This window comes from Bacillus sp. 205(2023) (assembly GCF_037027485.1).
Classification (GTDB): domain Bacteria; phylum Bacillota; class Bacilli; order Bacillales; family Bacillaceae; genus Bacillus; species Bacillus halotolerans.
The window spans coordinates 915,033-937,591 of the sequence record NZ_JAXCHF010000001.1; the positions used below are offsets into that span (position 1 = coordinate 915,033).

A 22,559-nucleotide genomic window follows, 5' to 3' on the forward strand; every position below is an offset into this window, starting at 1 on the left:
TAATTATTGATTCACTTTTACCATGGAAGGGCGAATGACGCGATCCTTCAGCATGTAGCCTTTTTGCATTTCCTCAACGACAATGTTGGAGCCGTAGTTTTCATCTTCAGCCTGCATAACGGCTTGGTGAAGGTTCGGATCAAATTCCTGTCCTACAGCTTCGATTGCTTCTACGCCTTCTTTATTCAAGGCTTCTACGAGCTGGCGGTGGACCATTTCCATTCCTTGGAGCAAACTTTTCGTCTGTTCATTGTCGGCTTCAACCTGAAGCGCTCTTTCAAAGCTGTCAAGAGCCGGCAGCAATTCAGTAACGATGTTTTGAGAACGGTATTTCTGTGACGCTTCCATTTCTAAGCGGCTGCGTCGTTTATAGTTTTCAAAGTCTGCTTGAACACGCAAAAGTTTGTTTTCCTTTTCCTCAAGCAAACCTTGCAATTCGTTAATTTGATTTTGAAGAAGTTCGCTTTCGTTTGTTTCTTCCTGCTGTTCTTCAGCGGCAGCTTGTTCTTCGATTACTTCTTGCTCTTCTGTTTCGTTTTGTTCCGCGGTTTGTTTTTCTTCTGACATTGTGTTCACCTCCCTCAAAAGTGTAAGGAGAAGGGCGGGTGATGCCCTTCGATAAAATTTGCCAAATTTCCCTTACTCATCATACAAACTTGTTAATGCTTTTGACAAGTCTGAAGTCACATGCTGAAGCAGACTGACGACCCGTGAATAATTCATACGGGTTGGTCCGATGATCGCAATTGAGCCTATTTGCTTCTTATCTACTGAATAAGAGGCTGTAATCAGGCTGCAGTTTTCCATCTCTTCATAGTCATTTTCTTTTCCGATTTTAATCGAAATGCCTGTATCTGAAGATTGGACGAGCTTCAAGACGTCCTGCTCCTTTTCGATTAGAGAAAGCAGCGACCGCACTCTGCCGATATCATGGAACTCGGGCTGGTTCAGCATATTGATTTTCCCGCCGAAAAACAATTTTTCAACGTGACTTGTCGAATGAAATGTTGAGCGCAGCGCTTCAAGGATGTTGTCGTAGTTCTTAATGTGCTGCCTTAAGTACATGACAACTTCTTTAAAAATGCGTTCATTCAGTTCATCCATCGGAACACCGGTTAAACGGTCGTTCAGTATATTTACCAGCTTTTCAATATCAGACAGATCCATTTTGGTTGGAAAATTAATCGTTTTATTTTCCACATGCCCCGTATTGGTAACGAGAATGGCTACCGCTTTATCAGGCTGAATCGGTATGATTTGAATCTGTTTAAGATAATTCTCGCTCAACTTCGGCCCGAGTACGATAGACGTATAATTCGTAAGATCGGACAAAATTTTTGCTGATTTTTGAACTGTCTTTTCCAGCTCGAATATTTTTTCTTTGAAGATCGAGTGGATTTGGTCTAGGTCGGTTTTTGTCAGTTTGACGGGCGACAGCAAATGATCCACATAATACCGGTACCCTTTTTCCGACGGAACACGTCCTGAGGAAGAGTGGGTTTTCTCAATAAAGCCCAGTTCCTCCAAGTCAGCCATCTCGTTTCTTATTGTTGCAGAGCTAAATGTGATTTCATCTTTTTTCGAAAGAGTTCTAGATCCGACCGGCTGCGCCGATTTAATAAAATCGTTGATTATGACCTGAAGGATCAGCAGCTGACGATTTGTTAACATCATCATCACCTCTGTTAGCACTCTCAACAAGCGAGTGCTAAATCTATAACAAAAGTATCAAACCACAAGAAAAATGTCAATTATAACTCACCCAAAAAAGCGCCAAAAACTTCATTACCCAATAATTTTCCCTGATGAGTCAAACAAACGGCAGATTCTGTGTTAAGAATCAGTCCCTTTTCAGAAAGCTCTTTTAAAACGCCGGGAAAAAGTTTATCAAGAGAACGACCGTATTTCTCTTCAAACCGTTTTTTGCTGACTCCGGATGTTTTTCTTAATCCTAAAAACATCTCTTCTTCAATTTGTTCTTCCATCGTCACTTCATGTGTATCCCGATAAGGAAAACCTTTTTCAGCTATCAGGTCAATGTAATGTTTAACAGGTCCGACGTTTACCGTTCGAATTCCGCCGATATACCCGTGGGCTCCTGCTCCGAAACCGAAATATTCCTCGTTGCTCCAGTACGTCAGATTGTGCTTAGACTCCATGCCTTGCTTTGCAAAATTGCTGATTTCATATTGATGAATACCGGCAGCTTCCATCCGGCTCATCACCGTTTCGTACATTTCGGCTTCCTGTTCCTGCGCCGGCAGATGAAGCCGCCCTTTTTGCATCAAATTATAAAATACCGTTTTCGGTTCTACAATGAGAGAGTAAACGGAATAATGCTCTGCGTTCAGGGATAAAGCAGTTTTTAAAGAATGATCCAGATGTTTAAGCGTTTGTCCGGGAAGACCGAACATCAAATCGAGACTGATATTATCAAAACCAATTTCCCTTGCACGTTCAAAAGATGTAAATACGTCTTTTTGTTTATGCACCCGTCCGATTTTTTCTAGAAGGTCGTCTTCGAATGTTTGCACACCGAAGCTTAAACGATTAACGCCCGCTTCCTTGAGTATTTTCAGTTTTTCTGCCGATAGGTCGTCCGGGTTCGCCTCAACAGCGAATTCCTTTAAAGTGTCTGAAGGCTTCAGCACACGGCTGACCATGTCCATCAATTTTTTGAGCTGGTCCTCTGAGAGGGATGTCGGCGTGCCTCCTCCGATAAAAATCGTATCCAAATCAGGCTGCCCCGTTTTTTCTATCGTATTTATCATTTCCTTCTCGAGTGCGTTTAAATACTCGCCGACGGGCTGGCTTTGAATAAAATATTTATTGAAATCGCAGTAGTGGCAAATATGCTCACAAAATGGAATATGGATATAAGCTGATTTCAATGTATTCACCTTCTTTACAGAAAGAAGCCGCAGTACAGGACTGCGGCGGCTTCTATTATTTTTTCGGACTGTCGTCCATTTTCAGGACCGCCATAAATGCTTCTTGCGGCACTTCAACTGAGCCGACCTGCTTCATTCGGCGTTTTCCTTCTTTTTGTTTTTCAAGAAGCTTCCGTTTCCGCGAGATGTCTCCGCCGTAACATTTAGCCAATACGTTTTTACGCATCGCTTTAATGGTAGAGCGGGCCACGATTTTCTGGCCGATCGCCGCTTGAATCGGTACTTCAAAGTGCTGGCGCGGAATAAGCTCTTTCAGTTTTTCTACAATTACTTTTCCGCGTTCGTACGCGTAATCGCGATGCACGATAAATGAAAGGGCGTCGATTTTTTCTCCGTTCAGCATAATGTCCATCTTGACAAGTTTAGACGGTTTGTAGCCGATCAGTTCATAATCAAAGGACGCGTAGCCTTTTGTGCTTGATTTCAGCTGATCAAAAAACTCATAAACGATTTCCGCTAATGGCATGTCATAGACAATACTCACACGATTTGCGTCTAAATATTGCATGTCGATAAAATTGCCGCGTTTTCCTTGACAAAGCTCCATCACCGCACCGACATAATCGTTCGGCACCATCATTGTCGCTTTTACATACGGCTCCTCGATTCTTTCGATCTTTTGTGGGTCAGGCATGTTGGACGGGTTGTCGACAACAACCTTTTCGCCGTCTGTCATATACACATCATAGATAACACTCGGTGCCGTTGTGATCAGATCGATTTTAAACTCACGCTCAATCCGCTCCTGGATGATTTCCATGTGAAGCATACCTAAAAACCCGCAGCGGAAACCGAATCCGAGCGCTTGGGATGTCTCTGCTTCATATTGAAGCGATGAGTCATTCAGTTCAAGCTTCTCAAGAGCTTCCCTTAAATCGTTGTATTTGGCCGTATCGATCGGATACAAACCGCAATACACCATCGGGTTCAGCTTGCGATATCCAGGCAATGCTTCGGCAGCCTGATTGGCCGCGCTTGTTATCGTGTCACCGACGCGTGTGTCACCGACATTTTTGATCGCAGCAGTTAAAAAGCCTACATCGCCAACGGTCAGTTCATCTGTCGGAGTTGCTTTCGGCGTGAACACACCGACTTCTGTCACTTCAAACTCTTTGCCGGTTGCCATCATTTTGATTTTTTGCCCCGGCTTTACCGTTCCTTCAACGACTCTGATATAAGCCACGACACCGCGGTAAGCGTCATAAAGCGAGTCGAAGATCAGCGCTTTAAGCGGCGCTTCTGGATCTCCGGTCGGAGCAGGCACCTTTTCCACGATCTGCTCTAATATCTCCTCAATCCCGATCCCGGCTTTTGCTGAAGCGAGCACGGCTTCCGATGCGTCAAGGCCGATGACGTCCTCCACCTCTTGGCGAACACGTTCCGGCTCTGCGCTTGGCAGATCGATTTTATTAATAACTGGAAGAATTTCAAGGTCATTATCAAGCGCCAAGTAAACGTTCGCAAGCGTCTGCGCTTCAATTCCTTGCGCCGCATCCACGACAAGTATCGCTCCTTCGCAGGCAGCAAGGCTTCGGGATACTTCATATGTGAAATCGACGTGTCCCGGTGTGTCAATCAGGTGGAAAATATATTCCTCTCCGTCTTTCGCTTTGTATTTAAGCTGAACAGAGTTTAATTTAATGGTGATGCCCCGTTCGCGTTCAAGATCCATAGAATCAAGCAATTGTTCTTTCATTTCTCGTTGAGTGATTGCCGACGTTTTTTCTAAAATACGATCCGCTAAGGTCGATTTTCCGTGGTCAATATGGGCGATGATGGAGAAATTCCGAATTCTCGACTGCCTCTCTAAACGCTTTTCTTTATCTGTCACAATCTATCACTCCTACTATTAAACGCAAAATACACTAGCTTAGATTATATCAATAGGATTGTAAAGATTCAATGTAAAACAAGAAAGAGAAAAGTTCCCTCTCATACTGGGGCTGCTTTTCTCTTTCAAGCACTTATTTTCTCATATCCCGTACCCATTCATACATCGATTGGGCTGTGTTGGTCACTGTGTCAGAAAGCGTTTTTCCGGCTTTAGAGAAAACGTTAAAGGTTTCCACCTGTTCCAGCTCTTTTTGTTTCTCTTCTAAATCTTTCGAGGTTACTGTTTCCCCTAAAACGGTCGCTTCTTTTTCATTATTTTCTCCGTCTGTGAGCGTAAACGCGCCTTTCAGTGAAGGATCATGATAGCCTTTCATGCTCAGCATGCCATTATTCGCCTGTTGCATGCCGAACAGGACGCCTATAAACATCATCGCCACAAGAAGCAAGCATTTGCCAAGATATGCAATCAACTCGACCACCTATTTCTTATTGTTTTTTCGTCTCGCCGCTTTCAGCGTTAACCTTTTCAGCATCCCAGTACATTTCGCTGAATACGTCAGCGGTTGCGTCAGCCGCCCGCTGCAGCTCTTCGAGATTGTTATCCACTCCGCCGAATTCAAGCAAAAGCGCTCTGTCGTTTAAGTCTTGGTTGTAAACTCCGTTATCGCCTGGTGAGCCTTTAGAAAAAACCCCTGTGCTGAGTCCCGGGTATTTTTTCTCCATCAGCTTGTGAAGCTCACTTGCAATTTTGTAGTTTTCTTCGAAATTCTTGCTTTTTTTGCCGACCACAAACGCCACCCGGGCATAGCTTTTCCCTTTAATGGTTGCCGTCGTATTTTTCTTGCGCCTGGAGTCTCTATGGATGTCAATGATATATTGCAGATTTTTGTTTGACGCAAGGGCTTCCTGTACGACCGGCCTTGATTCATCGTAGGATCTGGCATAATTCAAACCTTTTTTGCTCAGTTTTGCCTGTATATCCGTTTTATTAACTGTGGCTCCGATACCTTGAGATTGCAGCGCTTTTCCGAACATGTCCCCCACGAGGGTGACGTTTGCTTTAGAATGACGCGCCATATCGGGGTCCGTCTCACCTTTTAATAGCGGGAGATAAGATTCCGTATTATGCGTGTGATAGATAAAGACAACCTTCTTATCGCCGGTTGTTTGTTTTGGCGGGTCTTTTTGCGTATTGTCTGTTTGCGTCTGCTGTTTTTCAATCTCCGCCAAATTCGCTTCTCTTTCTTCCTGCATCACCTTTGAAGGCGGCGGGGATTCCGACGGCATGTTTGTATAATCGGTGCCTTGTCCCGCTAAAAGAATCTCTGTGTCAAATTGCGCAAACCCAGGCAGCTCGCGTCCAAGAAAACTTCGCGGATCTTCGAGATTAATACTTGTCGCCAGCTTTAAAGAAAGACGTGATAGATGAAATGAGCTGTCGGTTTGAGAAAGGTCAGAAGCGAAATAATGGTTTTCCATCCGCAGCAAGTGTGCAAATACGTCACCCGGCAGTTCGTCGGCAATCCCGTAAAAAGAGTCAGACGAAGGCCTGAGTTCCGGCCGGAGAGACGTCAGCACACCAGATAAAACAAAAATCACTACTAGGCTTGCGATAAATAGAAAGATCGCCTTTATCGCTTTCCCGCCATTCACCGCAACAACAATTTGTCTGTTTCTGCGTTTATTTCTCATTGAATCCCTCCAGCGCTTGTCTAGTAATTACTCTATGAACAAGCTAGAGGAAGTAGAACCGTTTAGTGATTATAGGAGCCTTTGTTTTCTTGAGACACCTTTTCATGAAGCGCTGTATTTAATCCGTTTGCCAGCACATTTGCCATATCGTCAATAAATGAATCGACTTCCTTCGGCGTGACCATCAAATTATGGCCCAGAGGCGCCAGCACCTCATGAATGAGCTGCCGCTTTTCATTTTCTTCAAGAGTTCCGACAATGCCGAGAAACGATTGACGCTGCCTTGGGTCGGGAAGATCCTCTTCAGTAAGCACTTTCTTTTTCCCAAACGTCATCCCCGCCGGAACAAGCGATCTCGACGGACTGTCATCTCTCATTTCTCTGCCAAAATGCTTTAATATGTAGTCAACCGTATCGCTGGCAATTGTTACCGCGTCAACGACCGTCGGTACACCGATTGCAATGACAGGTACGCCCAGGGTGTCCTTGCTCAAGTCTTTACGTTTATTTCCGACGCCTGACCCCGGGTGAATTCCTGTATCTGATATTTGAATGGTTGTGTTGACCCTTTCTACCGCACGCGCCGCAAGTGCATCAATGGCAATCACAAAATCAGGTTTTGACTGTTCGATTACCCCTTTAATAATGTCGCTTGTTTCGATACCTGTAATTCCCATGACACCAGGAGCAAATGCGCTGACAGGCCTGTAGCCCTCCTGCACATTTTCAGGCTGGAGTTTAAATAAATGTCTTGTCACCAATAGATTTTCTACAGCCATCGGACCGAGCGCATCAGGTGTCACGTTCCAGTTGCCGAGGCCGACAATTAAACAGCTCGCATCCTTTGAGATCTTAAGGCTTTCCAGAAAGGCTGAGAATTCTTCCGCAAATACAGCAGAGACTTTCTCTTGCATTTCCGAGTCATTTTCTCTGATCCCTTGGGCCTCAATCGTTAAATAACGTCCTTCTTTTTTTCCTGAAAGCTCAGCGCCTTCCTTCGTGATATCAACAGTGCGGATTTTTATTCCGCCATGATCGCGTTCTTTTTCGATAAAACCTTTTATCTCTTTTGCAGGCACAGCCTGCTGATTAGCCATGGCATCCTTCGTTTCAACCGCTAAATCCGTACGCACCAAATACTGATTTACATCCAGCTCACTCTTTTTCATACAGGGCCTCCTTCGATATTCAGTATCCATATTGTTTCCATTTATAAAATGAATCATGCTTAAAAGCATTTCTTCAATGAAAAATACTTTACATTTATATTGCAATCTAAAGGTGTGTTTGATAGAATACAATTTGTTCTATTGTGAAGAAGATTTAACCTTAAGACACTGTGCTACAGGTTGTATCTTAGGAGGTGAAACACATGCCAAACATTAAATCAGCGATTAAACGTACAAAAACTAATAACGAACGCCGCGCTCATAACGCGACAATCAAATCTGCTATGCGTACTGCAATCAAACAAGTTGAAGCTTCTGTTGCAAACAACGAAGCTGACAAAGCGAAAACTGCTCTTACTGAAGCAGCTAAACGTATTGATAAAGCAGTGAAAACAGGTCTTGTACACAAAAATGCCGCAGCTCGATACAAATCAAGACTAGCGAAAAAAGTGAACGGACTTTCTGCATAAAACAAAAACGATCCTCAATTATGAGGATCGTTTTTTTCATTTCTTTTTAACAGCTGCAAGAGAAAAAGCTCTAGTAAAAGCTGCTTGTCCTTTTTCCCGGTTTTCATCTCATAGTCCATAACGGCAAGCTGTTCAATAATAGACCGGAGCTCGGCTTCTGAAAAAAGCCTCGCTTGATCCATCGCCAGCTTTACCCGGAATGGATGCACCTTTAAATTAGAAGCAATCTGTTTTTGTCCGTACCCTTGTTCCGCGAAATATTTCGTCTGCAGGATCAGCCGGAACTGGTTCGATATAAGAGCCATAATTTTGATCGGTTCTTCATTTTGTTTGAGCAAATCATAAAAAATTTGCAGACTCTCAGTTCGTTTCCGATTGACGATTTTATTAATCAGTTCAAAGATATTTTGTTCCAGGCTTCTCGCCACAAGCATTTTCACATCATCCAGCGTAATCTCTTCACGGTCTCCAATAAACGTGCAGAGTTTCTGAATCTCCTGAAAAAGAGATGACAGATGCCCGTTTACAAGCAAAACCAAATGCTCTGCCGCCTCGGTGCCGATCGTTTTCTGCTCGGTTCTCGCCAGATTGATCGTAAAGTCTGTCGTTTCCTTCGCGTTTAATTCCTTTGCCTCCATCATGAACGCCTGCTTTTTTAGCGCTTTGGTCAGTTTTTTCCGCTCATCCAGTTTTTCATAAGGCGCAAGCAGAACAAAGACCGTATATGGTGCCGGTGATTGTATATACGATTCAAGCGCGCTGACGTTGTGCTCAACTTTTTCTTTCTTTTTCTCACCCGTTAAAAAATATGGATTTTTCACAATGACAAGGCGCCGCTCCCCCATAAACGGGAACGTTTCAGCGTCAGCAATCGCCTGATCCAGCGGGTCTTCTTCCAAATCAAAAACAGACAGGTTGAAATCTTTTGTCTCTTGATCAATCACCGTCTGTCTGATCCTGCTGACGGTTTCTTGGAGCAGATACGTCTCTTTTCCGTATAAACAATAAACCGGATGGACTTCTCCTTTTTTCAGGCTTTTCCACACATCAAATACCATTGTTGTACGACTTCCTCTCTTTCATCATCCCCTTCTATCCTAAATTGTGTTTGCAAAATAGTAAAGAGGAAGCCTGACAGCTGCTTCCCCATTTATATTAAACGCCTGTTCGCAAGCCCCCGGGACAGCTTGTAAAAAGGCGATAATCACCAGAACAGAAAACGTTACCTTAGCTTCTAGATTTTTCAAAACGATTCCATTATACTTAAGTCAGTCAGGGGGGATGAAATTGAATGATTTTGAAAAAAACGTTCAAAGCAAACGAAATGATGCTGTAGATTCAGCGGTTGGTTTTGTTGTGTCCTTCGGATTTTTCGCCTTATTGTTTGTCATGGCAACGGTTATTCACCTGGTTGGTTCATAACACGACTGCCCGGGCTGCTGATTTCTCGGCAGTCTTTTTTAATTCGTCTCTGTCATATCTGATGTATCATATGGAGGGTAAACCGAAAAGGTTCCAGATCCGCTTTTGTAAGTGTATTGGATCGTGCCGCTTTGATCAGTGCGCAGCACACGGATGGATCGGCTCTTTAACAATTGAAGAACTTCTTGATGCGGATGATGGTACCTATTGTTTTCACCCGCTGAGATGACCGCCGTTTTGGGCTGAAGCTGTTTGATGAATTCTTCACCGGTCGAGCCCTTGCTTCCATGATGCCCCACCTTTAACACATCCGCTTTTATATTCGGGAACACATTGATAACCTCCTGTTCCCCCTCTTTTTCCAGATCACCCGTCAGGAGCCAGCTGAGCCTGCCTGTTTTCATCCATAGAACGAGAGAAGAATTATTTTTACTTGCCGGATCAGGCGTTTCCGGTGACAGCACATGAAACTGTAAGCCCTTTATTTGCAATACATCACCCCGCTTCACCTCTTCAATTGTCACACCCTCCTGTCTGGCAGTCCGCAGCACTTTCTCATCATGAGATTCAGAAACAAACCCTTTCGGAATGATGAGACGATTCACTTTATGATGCTTCAGCAAAACCTCTGCCTCTCCGATATGATCTTGATCTGCGTGCGTCAGTATCAGCGCATCAAGCTGCTTGATGCCCTTTGCCGTTAAAAAAGGGATCAGCACCTTTTCCCCCAGTGAAAAAGGATGCTGTTTTTCCCGCCAAGGCTCTGACGAATAAGACAAAGTGCCTCCCGTATCAATTAAAACACGGCCTTTCTGATACGGTGCACTGACAAACATACTGTCACCTTGTCCGATATCAATCATATCTACTTCTCCCTCGGAACTAACATAAGGGAAAACAAAGAGCAGGATAAGCGTTGCACAAAAAAGGCTTGTGGACACTGTCAGCCGGGGAAACGAGGGTTTCTCAATACTCATAAGCAATATGATGACAGCGAGCGTGAATAAGAGAAGAAGAGCAGGTGCAGGACGTGAGATGATGATTGTGAATATATCTATATCAGCGATTTTAGTGATCAGTCTGTTGGTCCAGGTCATCATTACATCAAACCAATAGAACAGAAATTGACCGACGGACGCTGAAAAAAATAATAGAATAACTCCTATAATAGCAGCCGGTAAAATACAGAATGTATAAAAAGGCACCAACACCATATTCATCGGAATGCTAATGATAGAAAACTGCTGAAAATGATACAGAAGAATGGGTAGTGAGCCTAGCTGGGCAATAACAGATACGATCGTCAGCTGTCCCAGACTCGTTTTGATATGCTGAAAAATAGATGATGAGAGAATTAAAGAAAAACTGACCACAAATGAAAGCTGAAATCCAGCTTCAAAAAGGTAGTAGGGATTAAAAAGCAAGAGGACAATATATGAAAGACAGATTACCCCGGCAGAATTCACCCGCTGCTGAAAAAGGCTTCCCGCTAAGTAGACGCCCGACATCAGAGCGGCTCGGAGAACAGAGGGCGCTGCACCTGTCAAAATAACATAGATCGGCAGAAACAAAAGCAATAGGATTGACGCATTTTCTCTTGTTATGCCCAGACGGATCATTGCGTAAAATAGGCCTGCTGTCAAAATTCCGATATGGAGCCCTGAGATGGCTAACAGATGGACAACGCCTAGATTTTGGTAAGCATTAAGCACTTCGTCATCCAAATAAGATCTTTCACCTACTGTAAGCGCCTGTACGATTCCTGCTGAATCTGGCGGAAGCTGTGTGTTCGTGAATGATATGATGTATTTTCTCAAACTGAGAAGCTTATATCGGACACCTGAAGGCTCGCTGCAATTTCCAATAGATGTGACAGAATAGCTCCAATGAATATGCTGCCGGTAAAGATACTGTTGATAATCTAATGTTCCCGGCACTGTTGCTTGTTTTGGCTTCTCCAAATCACCAGTCAATTCGCATGCCATACCCGGCTCTAGATGTGACAGTTTGTCTTTTTCAGCTAAAGACTGAATCCGATAAGAGGCAGCCCATTTTTCGCCATCGGGCGTCTTGATCAGCATAGACATCCGATCCCCGTCAATTTTAGGAATACTATGAATAACCGCCTTGAAGTGATAGCTGCCCTGCTGAAACGAAGAAGTATTTTGAGAATCTGTGATCTTAAACAGGGCAAAATTGAGTACAAAAGAGAATAAACAAACAAAAATGAGTGGAGCGTGCCTTGTTTTGATTGACACAATAAGAAGAAAGAGGAAGAAGAGAAAGACAGCGGAGAAATAAGAGGCAGCAGCAATTCCAGCCGTTGCTGAAGCTGCCGCCAAAGGCAATAATAGACGCGAATTCCGCATCAATCACACATAACTCGTAAAAAGTTGATTAGCCTGTTCATGTATTGTCTTCAAATCTTCCTCTGCAAGACCGGCATCCGCTAATTTTTCTAAAAGCCCCGCTACAAATGAAAGCTTTTCTCTGTTTTTCAGATCAACGATCATTTCATCGAGTTCAACCTGTTCAACCGTAACGCCTGATTGCTCAAATAGCTCCTGGGCATACGGATGTGTTTTATAATCCTCAGCGTAATATACTGTTTTGATACCGGCTTGAATGATAGACTTACAGCATTGAATACACGGATAGTGCGTGACATATATCTCCGCTCCATCTGTCGGCACTCCAAATTTAGAGCATTGAAGAATCGCATTCATTTCCGCGTGAATCGTTCTCGCGCAATGATCGTCTATCATTAAGCATCCTTCGTCCGCGCAATGTACGCCGCCTGCGATTGATCCGTTATAGCCTCCTGCAATCATGCGTTTATCTCTGACAATGGTAGCGCCGACAGACAATCTCGGGCAGGTGCTGCGCAGTGCCAGTAAATGGCTTTGAGCCATAAAATATTGGTTCCATGAAATTCGTTCCACGTTGTTCCCTCCAAATGTTGTGTTGCCTGTTCTTTAGTTTACCTATCATCATGCATGACCGTCAATTCACTTTACTGTAATGGAAGACTTTATTTTTTCAAAAGATTTTTCGCCAATTCCCGAAACCTTTGTGATATCTTCAATTGTTTGGAAACGCCCGTTCTCTTCCCGATATGCAATAATCGCTTCAGCTTTTGAAGGCCCTACTCCCGAAATGTTTTGTAAATCCTCTAATGTTGCTGTGTTGATATTGACCAATGTCTCCTTCCCCTTACTGCTTTGTACAGCGCCGCCGGCCGCTTGCTGCGCCGCCTCTTCTCCCTCACTCGGTATGTACACCACTGTACCGTCCTGTAAAAGTTCCGCCAAATTCACTTGTGTTTCATCTGCTTTTTCACCAATGCCGCCTGCTTTCTCAATAGCCTGCGATACTCTGTCTCCCGTATTCATTTCATAAACGCCGGGATGCTTAACAGCGCCTTTTATATCAATTACAATATTTTCTTCCTCTTTGTCTTTTGCCGCTTCCTGCTTGACCTCCGCATTTTCCTTTTCACTAGATACAACTTGTTTTACAGGCTCTTTGTTATTTCCGCTGAAAAAAAAGAGGCAAAGAACTGCAATGAGAACAGCAGCAGAGCCAACTGACATGATTATCGTTTTATGTTGATTCAACCAATTCAACTTGCATGGGCCCCGCTTTCGTCATATTTTGTTTCTTTATCACATATGGTTTAGAGGATAATAGCTCAAAGGAGGGGAAATCATTGAAGATTGGCTTTATCGGCACTGGAAATATGGGTACGATCCTTATAGAATCATTTATTGAATCACAAGCAGCCGATCCCTCAAACATCACAATCACAAACCGCACAATTGAAAAAGCGTTGAAGATAAAAAACCGCTACAACAGCTTAAACGTAACAGAAAGCCTTGAAAAGCTTGTTGCAGAAAATGAGATCATTTTTATCTGTGTAAAGCCGCTTGATATATATCCATTATTGTCAAGGGCAGTCCCTTATTTAACAAAGGATCACATTCTCATTTCAATTACAAGCCCGCTTCAGACTGATCAGCTGGAACAGTATGTGCCATGTCAAGTGGCACGAGTTATCCCGAGTATTACAAACCGGGCGCTTGCTGGCGTTTCTCTTGTCACCTTCGGTAAAAGCTGCGGGGAGGCAGCAAAAACAAAAATCAACGAGCTGATGAAGCACATTTCTAATCCGCTGCAAATTGAAAGTGACATCACAAGAGTAGCGTCAGATATCGTAAGCTGCGGACCCGCTTTTATGAGCTATCTGGTTCAGCGGTTTATAGATGCAGCCGTTACGGAAACGTCAGTATCTAAACAGGACGCTATACTCATGTGTAAAGAAATGCTTGTCGGTCTGGGAAAACTGTTAGAAACCGAATTGTATACCCTTCCTGCATTACAGGAAAAGGTTTGCGTAAAAGGCGGCGTGACAGGAGAAGGCATTAAAGCACTCGAAAGCGGTGTACAGGATATGTTTCATCGGGTGTTTCAAAATACGCATTTGAAGTACGAAGAGGATATTTCCGCAGTGAAGAAGCAGTTTCATGTGTAAACGAGTATGTCATAGCCGTTTGTTGTATGCAAAAGGGTAAAAAGGCATTTTAAAAACCATCGTCTTAGTAAACGATGGTTTTTGATTTCTGTGCTTTAAAGAACAGGCGTTCAGATTGTGATGACGGCGCTGAATCGGTAAAATCAGCGGTGACCTTATGAAGCTGAAAGCCGCAGCTTGCCAGCATTTCTTCGTATTCATCCACTCGGAACGTTCTTTGCTCATGTGTTTCGTCGAAGCGGTCGTACGCCTCTCCGTTCCAAACAAAAAACGACATATCATGAATGGCGGAAAGCTCTTCACTTCCGGCAAAGCTTTGCCAAATATAGCTGATATCTTCGTCCTGATCAGCAAACGTGCTCCCAGGAAAAACCTCGGTTATTTTATACGGTGAATGAACATCAAACAGCAATATGCCGTCCGGCTTTAGCACCTGAAATACACTTTTAAAGGTATTCATTACGTCATTTTTCGTTTTTAAATAATTCAAGGAGTCACAGCAGATCACAACCGCGTCAAACTGGCCTTCAAATCCGGTAATCTCTCTCATGTCCTGCTGAAGGAAAAGAATCGGCTGTTTAGCTGGTCCTTTTTGCTGGGCGTAAGAGAGCATTTCTTCACTGAGATCAATCCCGGTGACTTCAAAGCCTTTTTCGGCAAGCCGGATTGAAATCTCTCCGGTGCCGCATGCCAAATCGAGAATACGGCCTTTTTCCGGTAGAGATGCTTCAATCCACTTTGTCCATTTGTCGTAAGGTGCGTGAGACATTAACTCGTCATACACGCTTGCAAAGCCTTGGTAAATCATTGGTTCAATCCAAGTTCCAGGTCTGCGAGCGGAGCGTCTCCCCACAGTTTTTCTAGGTTGTAATAGCTTCTTTCATCCTTATGAAACACATGGGCAATGACATCCCCAAGGTCAACTAATACCCATCTTGCTTCATCGAAGCCTTCCATCTTTTTGACTTCAATGCCATTTTCTTCAGCCTGGTCCTTGATTTCACGCGCAATGGCCTGCACTTGTTTGTCTGAATTACCGTGGCAGATCAGAAAATAATCCGCAACCAGAGAAATTCCTTCCATATCCAGTGCTAAAATATCCTCTGCCCGCTTATCGTCGCAAGCCGCAGCTGCAATCTTTAAAATGGACGTTTGATTCATTCACATATTCCTCCTGTTCATTTGCCAGACACAAGCCAGTTATAAGTTAAACATGTATCTGGGAAAACCTGTTGATTTTTTTTCATTAGAAAAATCATTGTATTTTTGATCGACTGAATCAACGCTTGATTCAAATCCGTTTCTGCAAGTTCACGCACCTCATCGACACCTGGAAATTTACGGCCTGGTTCAATATAATCAGCAACGTAAATGACTTTTTCCAAAAGCGTCATGCCCGGACGCCCAGAGGTATGATATCTGATCGCGTCAAGAATATCTTCATCATGAATTCCCGCTTCTCTCTGGACTAGGTAAGCGCCGACCGGAGCATGCCACAGCTCCGGGTTGTGATCCAACAGATACGCGGGCATTTTTTCTCTGGCTATAATTTGTTTCATTTCTTCTTTCGGGCGAAATTTGGCGTAATCATGAAAGATAGCCGCCGTTTCCGCTTTTTTGGAGTCGGCGCCAAAGCGCTCCGCAAGTTCAATCGCCGTGTTCATTACGCCAATTGTATGGATATATCGATGCTCGGTCAATTGCTGCTTGACGCAGGCAAGTGCCTCCTCACGATTCATATAAACCATTCTCCTCTACATACTTCTTCACTTTATCAGGGATTAAGTAGTCAGTGGGCTTCTTGCTTTTAAACCGTTCCCTTATCATAGTCGATGATACCTCAAACTCCGGAACGTCTGCAAAGAGAAGCGGATAAGGGGTTTCAACATGAAAACCGGGGCGCTTTACTCCGATAAATTGAATAAGGTTCAGCAGCTCGTCCAGCTTATACCATTTAGGCAGGTATTCAATCATGTCAGCACCGATAATAAAGAAAAGCTGATCATTCGGATATCGCTGCTTTAGTAAAGAAACGGTATCAAAAGTATATGACGGCCCTTCTCTTTCCATTTCAGCAAGCTGCAGCTTAAAGGATGGATTAGACTGAATAGCAAGCTTCAGCATTTCCACCCGATGAGTGCTGTCTGTATAGTCTTCATCCTGTTTATGCGGAGGAATTTGATTGGGCATAAACCAAATTTCGTCGAGCTCCGCCTGATACAGCACCTCATTCGCCATTAAAAGGTGACCGTTATGCGGAGGATCAAACGTGCCTCCGAAAATTCCGATTTTCTTCATTTCAACCACCTTAAGGAAGCTCGATTTGTTTATTTTCCTTTGATTCCTTATATAAAACAATCGTATTGCCGATCGTCTGAACCAACTGTGCGCGGCTTCCTTTTACAAGAGCTTCCGCAACATCATTTTTATCGTCTTCGCAGTTTTGAAGAACGCTGATTTTAATCAGCTCTCTCGCTTCAAGCGCTTCAGAAATTTGTTTAATCATGTTGTCATTGACTCCGCCCTTTCCTACTTGAAAAATCGGGCTTAAATGGTGCGCTTTTGAACGCAAGAAACGTTTTTGTTTTCCTGTTAACATTATTTTCCTCCTAGTTTCCCTACTACAATAGATCTCATTTTTTCAACATCAGGCTCATGTCCCGTCCACAAGCGGAAAGACAATGCCGCCTGCTCAACAAACATGCCGACTCCATCCAGTGTTTTCAGACCTTTTTGCTTCGCTTCTTTTAATAGTGAAGTCTGAATCGGATTATACACGATATCGCAAACAACCGCACTGCTTGCAGCACGCTGCAATGAAAGCGGAATATCTTCCACGTATGGATACATGCCTACAGATGTTGTATGGATAATTACATCATACTGCTCAAGCCGTTCTTCTGCTTCTTTTATGCTTAACACTTCTACATTGCGGAACGAGGGGGCAGATTCTGCGAGCTGTTTGGCTTTTTCTATCGTTCGGTTGCAAATATCAAACTTTTCCGGATTGTCGCGGACGATCGTTGTAAAAATCGCTCTGGCTGCCCCGCCCGCGCCGATCATTAAGAAAGACAGTTCGGAGATAGGTTTGTCCAAAATTCTCATTAAAGATTTCACAAAGCCTTCTCCGTCTGTATTATATCCGACAAGCTTGTCTCCTTCTCTTCTGACAGTGTTAACGGCACCAAGCACTTTTGCGCTCTCATCAATATGATCGAGATGATCCATGATGGAAACCTTGTGCGGAACAGTCACATTGATGCCTTCTACACCAAGAGCTCTTATCCCTTTTACCGCATCTTCCAGACGATTCTCTTCCACCTTAAATGCATGGTAGTGTCCGTCCAAACCAAGATCCTTCAAAGCCGCGTTATGGATATCCGGCGACATGGAATGCGCAATCGGATTTCCGATAACCCCGTACAGCTTCTTCATACTCCTCTCCCCTTTTTGTTAAATTAATGAGCGCCGAACAAATACGTGAACGCCTTTTGGCGCATAAGCCGTTATTTTTTTATTCGCGTCATGCACCGTTACCCAGCCTAACCCAGAGAAAACGATATCTGTCTTTTGCTCTTTCATCGTAAACGTATGGGCAACCAGCTCTGGAAACTCATCCATATCATCTTTTCCCGGCGGTGTGAGCAATTCCCCTGCGTGCTTTTCATAAAGCGCGTCTGCATTTTCCAGTTTCGTTCTGTGAATCATTAATTCATTCGGCATATAGCAGACAAAGGCAGCTCTTTCACCTGAAACATAATCAAACCTTGCCAGTCCGCCGAAATACAGCGTTTGCTGATCGTTTAGCTGGAATGTGCGCGGCTTCAGTTCCTTTTTGGGCGAGAGTACTTTTAAATCCTTTTTGTTTACATAGTGCGCCATTTGATGGTGATTGATGATTCCCGGTGTATCATAAAGCGCAGAGCCGTCATCTAACGGAATTTCAATTGCATCAAGAGTTGTGCCCGGGAATTGGGATGTCGTGATAATGTTGTCTTCACCTGACACTTCTTTAATAATCCGGTTAATGAACGTTGATTTTCCTACATTGGTACAGCCGACAACGTAAACATCCTTGCCGTTACGGTAATGCTCAATCGCATCAATGACTTCTCTGATTCCCTGGCCGCGTCCCGCACTGACCAAAAATACGTCAATCGGTTTTAAGCCAAGCTCTTTCGCCTCGCGCTTCATCCACTGGATCAGCCGTTCTCTTTTGAGCGATTTAGGCAGAATATCTGCCTTGTTTCCGACTAACAATATAGGATTGCCTCCGACTAAGCGCTGCAATCCATTAATCCAGCTGCCGTTAAAATCGAAAATATCAACAATTTTAACGACGAGAGAATCCGTTTCTCCAATTCCATGAAGGATGTTTAAAAAGTCATCATCCGTTAAGGAAACGTCTTGTATTTCATTGTAGTTTTTCAGTCTGAAGCAGCGCTGGCAAATCACACTTTCTTTAGAAAGCGAAGCCGGCGGCGCGTATCCCAGACCATTTTTGTCTTCGGTTTGGATTGTGACTCCGCAGCCGATACAAACAACCTTTTCCATTCTTACTCCTCCCACTGAATGTGCCCTTTTCGTTTAAGAGCACTCAGTATTCTGCGTTCGACCTGGCGGTTAAAGCGCGTAATAAAGCCATCCGAGGAAGCGACAGGCACAACCAGGATCGTATGGTAGCCGTTACGGTTCCCGCCGAGTACATCAGTCAGCAGCTGGTCTCCGATGACAACACAGTCCTCTTTTTTCAGCTCCATATTGCGCACTGCTCTATTAAAGGCTTTGCCCATCGGTTTTCTTGCTTTATAGATGAATGGTATGCCGAGCGGTTCCGAGAAAAGTTTTACTCTTCGCTCATTATTATTAGAGACAATCGTCACTTTAATGCCGTGCTCTTTCATTTCTTCAAACCACTCGATCAATCGCGGCGTCGCGTTTGGTCTGTCCCATTCAACAAGTGTATTATCCAGGTCAGTGATAATTCCTTTTACATTTCGTTCCTTTAATTTTTCAGGTGTAATATGAAAAATATTTTTAACAAACTCGTCAGGTAAAAAAAACTTTTTTAACAAAACCCGCACCCTTCCCTTTTCTTTCTCTTAAAATTCATGTCGAAAAAAATCGAACTTGCGCTTAAAGAAAAACTGAGCAAAAAAATTTCGACAAAAATTGGGTTTCTTCACCAGGTGTGGATAATTTTACACACACTATCCACTCTTATTACATCACTCTTTAGACAAATTATAAACACGATACTCACAAGTTATCCACTTTTTGGTGTGGATAACAGAACGATTGTTCTTATATGCAATTCATGGTAGATTAAAGATAATCTTCAGCTTCAGATGAACGCAACCTATAAATGTATGTCACAAAGTCATGAATGATTCCAACTATGAAGGAGGTGTCTCTCCCATTAATTGGGTTCCTAGCATGAGAAAATTGTCTGATGAATTATTAATAGAATCTTATTTCAAAGCCACCGAAATGAATTTAAACCGTGACTTTATCGAGTTAATCGAAAACGAAATAAAAAGAAGATCGCTCGGACATATTATTTCCGTATCTTCTTAATAGGAATTTGTCTATTTTTTCCGGGCGTATTTCCTTTTTTTACTCAGATGACTGATATTATATCACTTCAGTTACGCGCTTTACTACTGTTTTCAGCAAAAAACACCCCTAAAAAGAGGTGTTTCCAGGGCTGGATTTCATGTGAACCAATACACTCCGCCCACAATCAGGAGAACAACAATCAAAACAACGATAAAAGCGTATCCGTATGCTCTGCTTGCGCCATATGGCCAGCCGCCGAAAGGATACGTGTATAAATAACCGCTGTACATGTGAAGCGCGCCTCCTTAAAAATGTTTCTATAACAGCCTATGTAGGAGAAATAAAACGGCTTAGGCCTTTTTCCGGATCAGCGCTTCAGGACCTGCCCATCTTGTATTCCTTCATAAACTATCCTTGCTCCTTTAGGTGTCATATGATTCCCGGAAGGATCTATCAAGCCGGATTGGATAAGTGCTTCATCAGTAGCTTTTCCGCCGTCTGCTTCTATAAAGTGCTTCCAGTTGTCTACGAGAGGCACATTCATATGTTTCGCGACATCTCTTGTAATATCATTGTATGAGTTATGCCACTTTCTCGCCCCGCCTTTTGATTCAAAAGCAGCCGCTTTATACCTGGAATAGTAAAAGAGGTGATGCTTCCCGTTTCCTTCAATAATAGGGATACACGTCATTAAAACAGGCTTGATGCCGTGTTTTCTGCTTTCTTTTATAAAGTAAACCAGATTCTCTCTGAAACGCAGCTTTGACACTCTTGGCTTTCCTTCAGCCAGAATCCCAGCGTCATTAGTGCCAAACATAATAAAAAGATGCTTAGGTTTTTGATCGAGTACATCTGTTTGAAACCGTAAACGGGCATCTTCAGTCGTTTGTCCTCCAATTCCTGCGTTGAGGATATCAAGATTCCCGCGTTCAGCCGTTTTTAATATATTGACCCACTGCTGCGCTTTTGGATAGTCACGATAATCCCAATTAGAGCCGCGTGTATTGCTGTCACCAAATGCTACCACGTCTTCGTATCCCTTTCCTTCACATCCTGCTGTAACGAACAGCAGAAGGAAAAGGATGAACATATACTTCATCTTTACACCCCCAAAAGCTTCATCTTTATGTTATACCTCTGTTCTGTTTCATTCAACGCAGAGTTTTTTCGTTATAGCGTTCTCTTTATTGTTAACGTGTCCCTCTCAACTAAAATCATTCTGTTTCCAGTAAGGGGTGAGATATCTATTTCAGTTCCCTTCTTTTTCTGCGAAAAAACACTTCAGAGAGTTGAGTGCAATAACCTGCTTCCGCCAGAGGAAACAGGCTACTGATTACCTCTGCATTTATTTTAATTTCGCTTTAAGCTTGGCCTTTGTTTTTGGTCCGTAAATACCATCAGCTTTTAATCCATTCATCAGCTGAAAACGTTTCACGGCATTTGCTGTTTTCGGTCCATAAATGCCGTCAATACCGTAATTCTTCGCGCCTTTATCGGGGTAAAAATGAAGGGCGGCTAAAGCCTTTTGCAGCTGAAGAACTTTAGTGCCTTTTCTATAAGGCGCAGTGAGTTTTATTACTCCTGAAGGCAGAGGATAAGATTTGGGTGATTCTTCAGATGGCGTATCAGAGGAAGAAATTCCGTTTTTGAAAGCACTCCATTGATGTAAGAGTTTGCGGGGACATTCTTTTCCAGACCATTTTTTGTGGGGAACAACACGATCCAGCGAAATATTGTGATCCTTCATTAATTTTTTGATCAGCCACTGCGCATTAGCTACTGCTTTGTCAAAATCGCCGTCTGCATTTTCACAGATTTCAATCCCGATTGATTTGCGATTCCCTGTCCCATTGGTGCCGTCGCCAGCATGCCACCCGTTTTCAGTAAGAGGTAGATGCTGATAGATGTCTGAATCGTCTACTGTAAAATGCCAGCTGACAGATGTACTTGGGTTTTTCACATAATCAGCGTGCATTTTTGCATCGGCACCTTGGGCGGTATTTGCTGTATTGTGCACGGTAATATATGCAGGTGTCATCGCATAGCCGGGACGGTTATCGTTTGATTTTGGTATAAAATCCTTTTTTATCGCTACCATTTCTATCCCTCCCTGCTATTAAAGAATGCAGCAACAAGAGAAATGGACAGCCTATTTTACTAGATAAAAAAGAATTGTATTTCCCCCCACTGGTATTACAGTTGAACCATCGAAACGGTACAAGTTATACTAACGTAGATGCCGGAGATTCTGCCTCCTGACATCGCCACAAGTGTTGGGAGTGGATAATTGATATGTTAAAAAAGACTTTAGGTATAATCTTGATCATCGCCGTTATTGCAGTCGGTTTCTATCAGAAAGAAGCTTGGCTTGATGCTATAAAAGCAGGCGGATTGATCTCCGTTTTATGTAGTATGCTGCTGATAGCCGCCGACGTCTTTTTCCCGATTGTGCCGTTTGCAATCATTGCAGCTTTAAATGGCGCTGTGTTCGGAATTGCAAATGGTGTTTGGATTACACTGGCCGGTTCAATGCTTGGCACGATATTGCTGTTTTTTCTTGCGAGGTACAGCTTTCGAGATTGGGCCAGAAAAAAAATAAAAGCTTATCCTGCTATACAAGGCTACGAGGCTTCATTCGATAAAAATGCGTTTACCGCTGTTTTATTGGGAAGGCTTATCCCTGTTATCCCTTCTCTTGTCATGAACGTTGTATGCGGACTAAGCAGTGTTCGGTGGCATGTTTTTTTCTTCGCCTCTTTAATAGGAAAAATTCCTAACATTTTAGTTGTTACCATTGCCGGCGCCAATTTCTCCAGCAACAAATTGCTTTCTTTCAGTATTTACGGGGCCTACGTTCTGATCCTGATGCTAATCATATATATAAAGTTTCCTCATCTGGTGAAAGCGTCAAAAAAATAAGGGCGGCCCGCTT

The 22,559-nt window shown here is 43.3% G+C and carries 28 protein-coding genes; 5 read left to right on the forward strand and 23 right to left on the reverse strand.

Going from position 1 to position 22,559, the window contains the following annotated elements:
* Positions 1-3 precede the first annotated feature (3 nt).
* The 7 genes from grpE to gpr form a co-directional block, all read right to left on the reverse strand.
* A complete protein-coding gene (grpE, locus tag WA325_RS04520) occupies positions 4-567 on the reverse strand; it encodes a nucleotide exchange factor GrpE (RefSeq protein WP_336183233.1) in 564 nt (187 codons plus the stop codon).
* Positions 568-639: 72 nt separating this feature from the next.
* Positions 640-1,671: a heat-inducible transcriptional repressor HrcA gene (gene hrcA / locus WA325_RS04525; protein ID WP_024122104.1), complete on the reverse strand. Its 1,032-nt coding sequence runs from the start codon at positions 1,669-1,671 to the stop codon at positions 640-642.
* Between the two features lie 80 nt (positions 1,672-1,751).
* Positions 1,752-2,891, reverse strand: coding sequence for a radical SAM family heme chaperone HemW (hemW, locus tag WA325_RS04530; RefSeq protein ID WP_105990417.1), 1,140 nt, complete (start codon positions 2,889-2,891; stop codon positions 1,752-1,754).
* Between the two features lie 55 nt (positions 2,892-2,946).
* Complete coding sequence (gene lepA / locus WA325_RS04535) at positions 2,947-4,782, reverse strand: translation elongation factor 4 (RefSeq protein WP_044154493.1); 1,836 nt, start codon at positions 4,780-4,782, stop codon at positions 2,947-2,949.
* Positions 4,783-4,915: 133 nt separating this feature from the next.
* Positions 4,916-5,254, reverse strand: coding sequence for a YqxA family protein (locus tag WA325_RS04540; protein ID WP_105953578.1), 339 nt, complete (start codon positions 5,252-5,254; stop codon positions 4,916-4,918).
* Between the two features lie 16 nt (positions 5,255-5,270).
* Positions 5,271-6,476, reverse strand: a complete 1,206-nt coding sequence (spoIIP, locus tag WA325_RS04545; RefSeq protein WP_044154491.1) for a spore autolysin SpoIIP — start codon at positions 6,474-6,476, stop codon at positions 5,271-5,273.
* Positions 6,477-6,538: 62 nt separating this feature from the next.
* Positions 6,539-7,645 carry a GPR endopeptidase gene (gene gpr, locus WA325_RS04550; protein ID WP_336183235.1) on the reverse strand — a complete coding sequence of 369 codons (1,107 nt, stop codon included), beginning with the start codon at positions 7,643-7,645 and terminating at the stop codon, positions 6,539-6,541.
* 203 nt (positions 7,646-7,848) lie between these two features.
* Here gpr and rpsT point away from each other — a divergent pair, with 203 nt between their 5' ends.
* Positions 7,849-8,115, forward strand: a complete 267-nt coding sequence (gene rpsT / locus WA325_RS04555; RefSeq protein ID WP_010335003.1) for a 30S ribosomal protein S20 — start codon at positions 7,849-7,851, stop codon at positions 8,113-8,115.
* 14 nt (positions 8,116-8,129) lie between these two features.
* On the opposite strand, the gene holA is transcribed toward rpsT, so the two are convergent.
* Positions 8,130-9,173 carry a DNA polymerase III subunit delta gene (gene holA / locus WA325_RS04560; RefSeq protein WP_336183236.1) on the reverse strand — a complete coding sequence of 348 codons (1,044 nt, stop codon included), beginning with the start codon at positions 9,171-9,173 and terminating at the stop codon, positions 8,130-8,132.
* 39 nt (positions 9,174-9,212) lie between these two features.
* Positions 9,213-9,362 (reverse strand): hypothetical protein, encoded by a 150-nt coding sequence (locus WA325_RS04565; RefSeq protein ID WP_125825438.1) that lies wholly within the window; start codon positions 9,360-9,362, stop codon positions 9,213-9,215.
* A gap of 40 nt (positions 9,363-9,402) precedes the next feature.
* Here WA325_RS04565 and WA325_RS04570 point away from each other — a divergent pair, with 40 nt between their 5' ends.
* The gene (locus tag WA325_RS04570; protein WP_010335005.1) at positions 9,403-9,537 is read left to right on the forward strand and encodes a YqzM family protein; all 135 of its coding nucleotides are present in this window, start codon (positions 9,403-9,405) and stop codon (positions 9,535-9,537) included.
* A gap of 38 nt (positions 9,538-9,575) precedes the next feature.
* Here WA325_RS04570 and WA325_RS04575 read toward each other — a convergent pair whose 3' ends face one another.
* The 3 genes from WA325_RS04575 to WA325_RS04585 form a co-directional block, all read right to left on the reverse strand.
* A complete protein-coding gene (locus WA325_RS04575; protein ID WP_336183398.1) occupies positions 9,576-11,906 on the reverse strand; it encodes a DNA internalization-related competence protein ComEC/Rec2 in 2,331 nt (776 codons plus the stop codon).
* 3 nt (positions 11,907-11,909) lie between these two features.
* Positions 11,910-12,479, reverse strand: coding sequence for a ComE operon protein 2 (locus WA325_RS04580; RefSeq protein ID WP_105990416.1), 570 nt, complete (start codon positions 12,477-12,479; stop codon positions 11,910-11,912).
* Between the two features lie 66 nt (positions 12,480-12,545).
* Positions 12,546-13,163: a helix-hairpin-helix domain-containing protein gene (locus WA325_RS04585; RefSeq protein ID WP_105953574.1), complete on the reverse strand. Its 618-nt coding sequence runs from the start codon at positions 13,161-13,163 to the stop codon at positions 12,546-12,548.
* Between the two features lie 83 nt (positions 13,164-13,246).
* Between WA325_RS04585 and comER the strand changes: the two genes are divergently transcribed.
* Positions 13,247-14,068, forward strand: a complete 822-nt coding sequence (gene comER / locus WA325_RS04590) for a late competence protein ComER (protein WP_024122113.1) — start codon at positions 13,247-13,249, stop codon at positions 14,066-14,068.
* A 64-nt stretch (positions 14,069-14,132) separates the two neighbouring features.
* Here comER and WA325_RS04595 read toward each other — a convergent pair whose 3' ends face one another.
* From WA325_RS04595 to WA325_RS04630, 8 genes are read right to left on the reverse strand one after another with little or no spacing between them, the layout of a single operon-like run.
* The gene (locus WA325_RS04595; protein ID WP_227597810.1) at positions 14,133-14,876 is read right to left on the reverse strand and encodes a class I SAM-dependent DNA methyltransferase; all 744 of its coding nucleotides are present in this window, start codon (positions 14,874-14,876) and stop codon (positions 14,133-14,135) included.
* Positions 14,873-15,229: a ribosome silencing factor gene (rsfS, locus tag WA325_RS04600; RefSeq protein WP_044154484.1), complete on the reverse strand. Its 357-nt coding sequence runs from the start codon at positions 15,227-15,229 to the stop codon at positions 14,873-14,875. The genes WA325_RS04595 and rsfS overlap by 4 nt, the downstream gene beginning before the upstream one ends.
* A 17-nt stretch (positions 15,230-15,246) precedes the next feature.
* The gene (yqeK, locus tag WA325_RS04605) at positions 15,247-15,807 is read right to left on the reverse strand and encodes a bis(5'-nucleosyl)-tetraphosphatase (symmetrical) YqeK (protein WP_336183237.1); all 561 of its coding nucleotides are present in this window, start codon (positions 15,805-15,807) and stop codon (positions 15,247-15,249) included.
* A complete protein-coding gene (locus tag WA325_RS04610; RefSeq protein WP_010335014.1) occupies positions 15,797-16,366 on the reverse strand; it encodes a nicotinate-nucleotide adenylyltransferase in 570 nt (189 codons plus the stop codon). The genes yqeK and WA325_RS04610 overlap by 11 nt, the downstream gene beginning before the upstream one ends.
* 10 nt (positions 16,367-16,376) lie before the next feature.
* Positions 16,377-16,667 carry a ribosome assembly RNA-binding protein YhbY gene (gene yhbY / locus WA325_RS04615; RefSeq protein ID WP_024122118.1) on the reverse strand — a complete coding sequence of 97 codons (291 nt, stop codon included), beginning with the start codon at positions 16,665-16,667 and terminating at the stop codon, positions 16,377-16,379.
* Positions 16,667-17,503 carry a shikimate dehydrogenase gene (gene aroE, locus WA325_RS04620; protein ID WP_105953572.1) on the reverse strand — a complete coding sequence of 279 codons (837 nt, stop codon included), beginning with the start codon at positions 17,501-17,503 and terminating at the stop codon, positions 16,667-16,669. The genes yhbY and aroE overlap by 1 nt, the downstream gene beginning before the upstream one ends.
* Positions 17,504-17,521: 18 nt before the next feature.
* Complete coding sequence (yqeH, locus tag WA325_RS04625) at positions 17,522-18,622, reverse strand: ribosome biogenesis GTPase YqeH (protein WP_024122119.1); 1,101 nt, start codon at positions 18,620-18,622, stop codon at positions 17,522-17,524.
* Between the two features lie 2 nt (positions 18,623-18,624).
* Positions 18,625-19,143, reverse strand: coding sequence for a YqeG family HAD IIIA-type phosphatase (locus tag WA325_RS04630; protein ID WP_003226126.1), 519 nt, complete (start codon positions 19,141-19,143; stop codon positions 18,625-18,627).
* Between the two features lie 361 nt (positions 19,144-19,504).
* On the opposite strand from WA325_RS04630, the gene WA325_RS04635 reads away from it, so the two are divergent.
* A complete protein-coding gene (locus tag WA325_RS04635) occupies positions 19,505-19,645 on the forward strand; it encodes a sporulation histidine kinase inhibitor Sda (RefSeq protein WP_003226124.1) in 141 nt (46 codons plus the stop codon).
* A gap of 137 nt (positions 19,646-19,782) precedes the next feature.
* On the opposite strand, the gene WA325_RS04640 is transcribed toward WA325_RS04635, so the two are convergent.
* From WA325_RS04640 to WA325_RS04650, 3 genes are all read right to left on the reverse strand, one after another.
* Positions 19,783-19,917, reverse strand: coding sequence for a hypothetical protein (locus tag WA325_RS04640; RefSeq protein WP_010335019.1), 135 nt, complete (start codon positions 19,915-19,917; stop codon positions 19,783-19,785).
* Between the two features lie 77 nt (positions 19,918-19,994).
* A complete protein-coding gene (locus WA325_RS04645) occupies positions 19,995-20,726 on the reverse strand; it encodes an SGNH/GDSL hydrolase family protein (protein ID WP_105953571.1) in 732 nt (243 codons plus the stop codon).
* A 246-nt stretch (positions 20,727-20,972) separates the two neighbouring features.
* Entirely contained in the window at positions 20,973-21,725 is a 753-nt protein-coding gene (locus WA325_RS04650; protein WP_336183238.1) for a peptidoglycan recognition protein family protein, read from the reverse strand.
* 194 nt (positions 21,726-21,919) lie between these two features.
* Here WA325_RS04650 and WA325_RS04655 point away from each other — a divergent pair, with 194 nt between their 5' ends.
* Positions 21,920-22,546 carry a TVP38/TMEM64 family protein gene (locus tag WA325_RS04655; RefSeq protein ID WP_024122122.1) on the forward strand — a complete coding sequence of 209 codons (627 nt, stop codon included), beginning with the start codon at positions 21,920-21,922 and terminating at the stop codon, positions 22,544-22,546.
* Positions 22,547-22,559 lie beyond the last annotated feature (13 nt).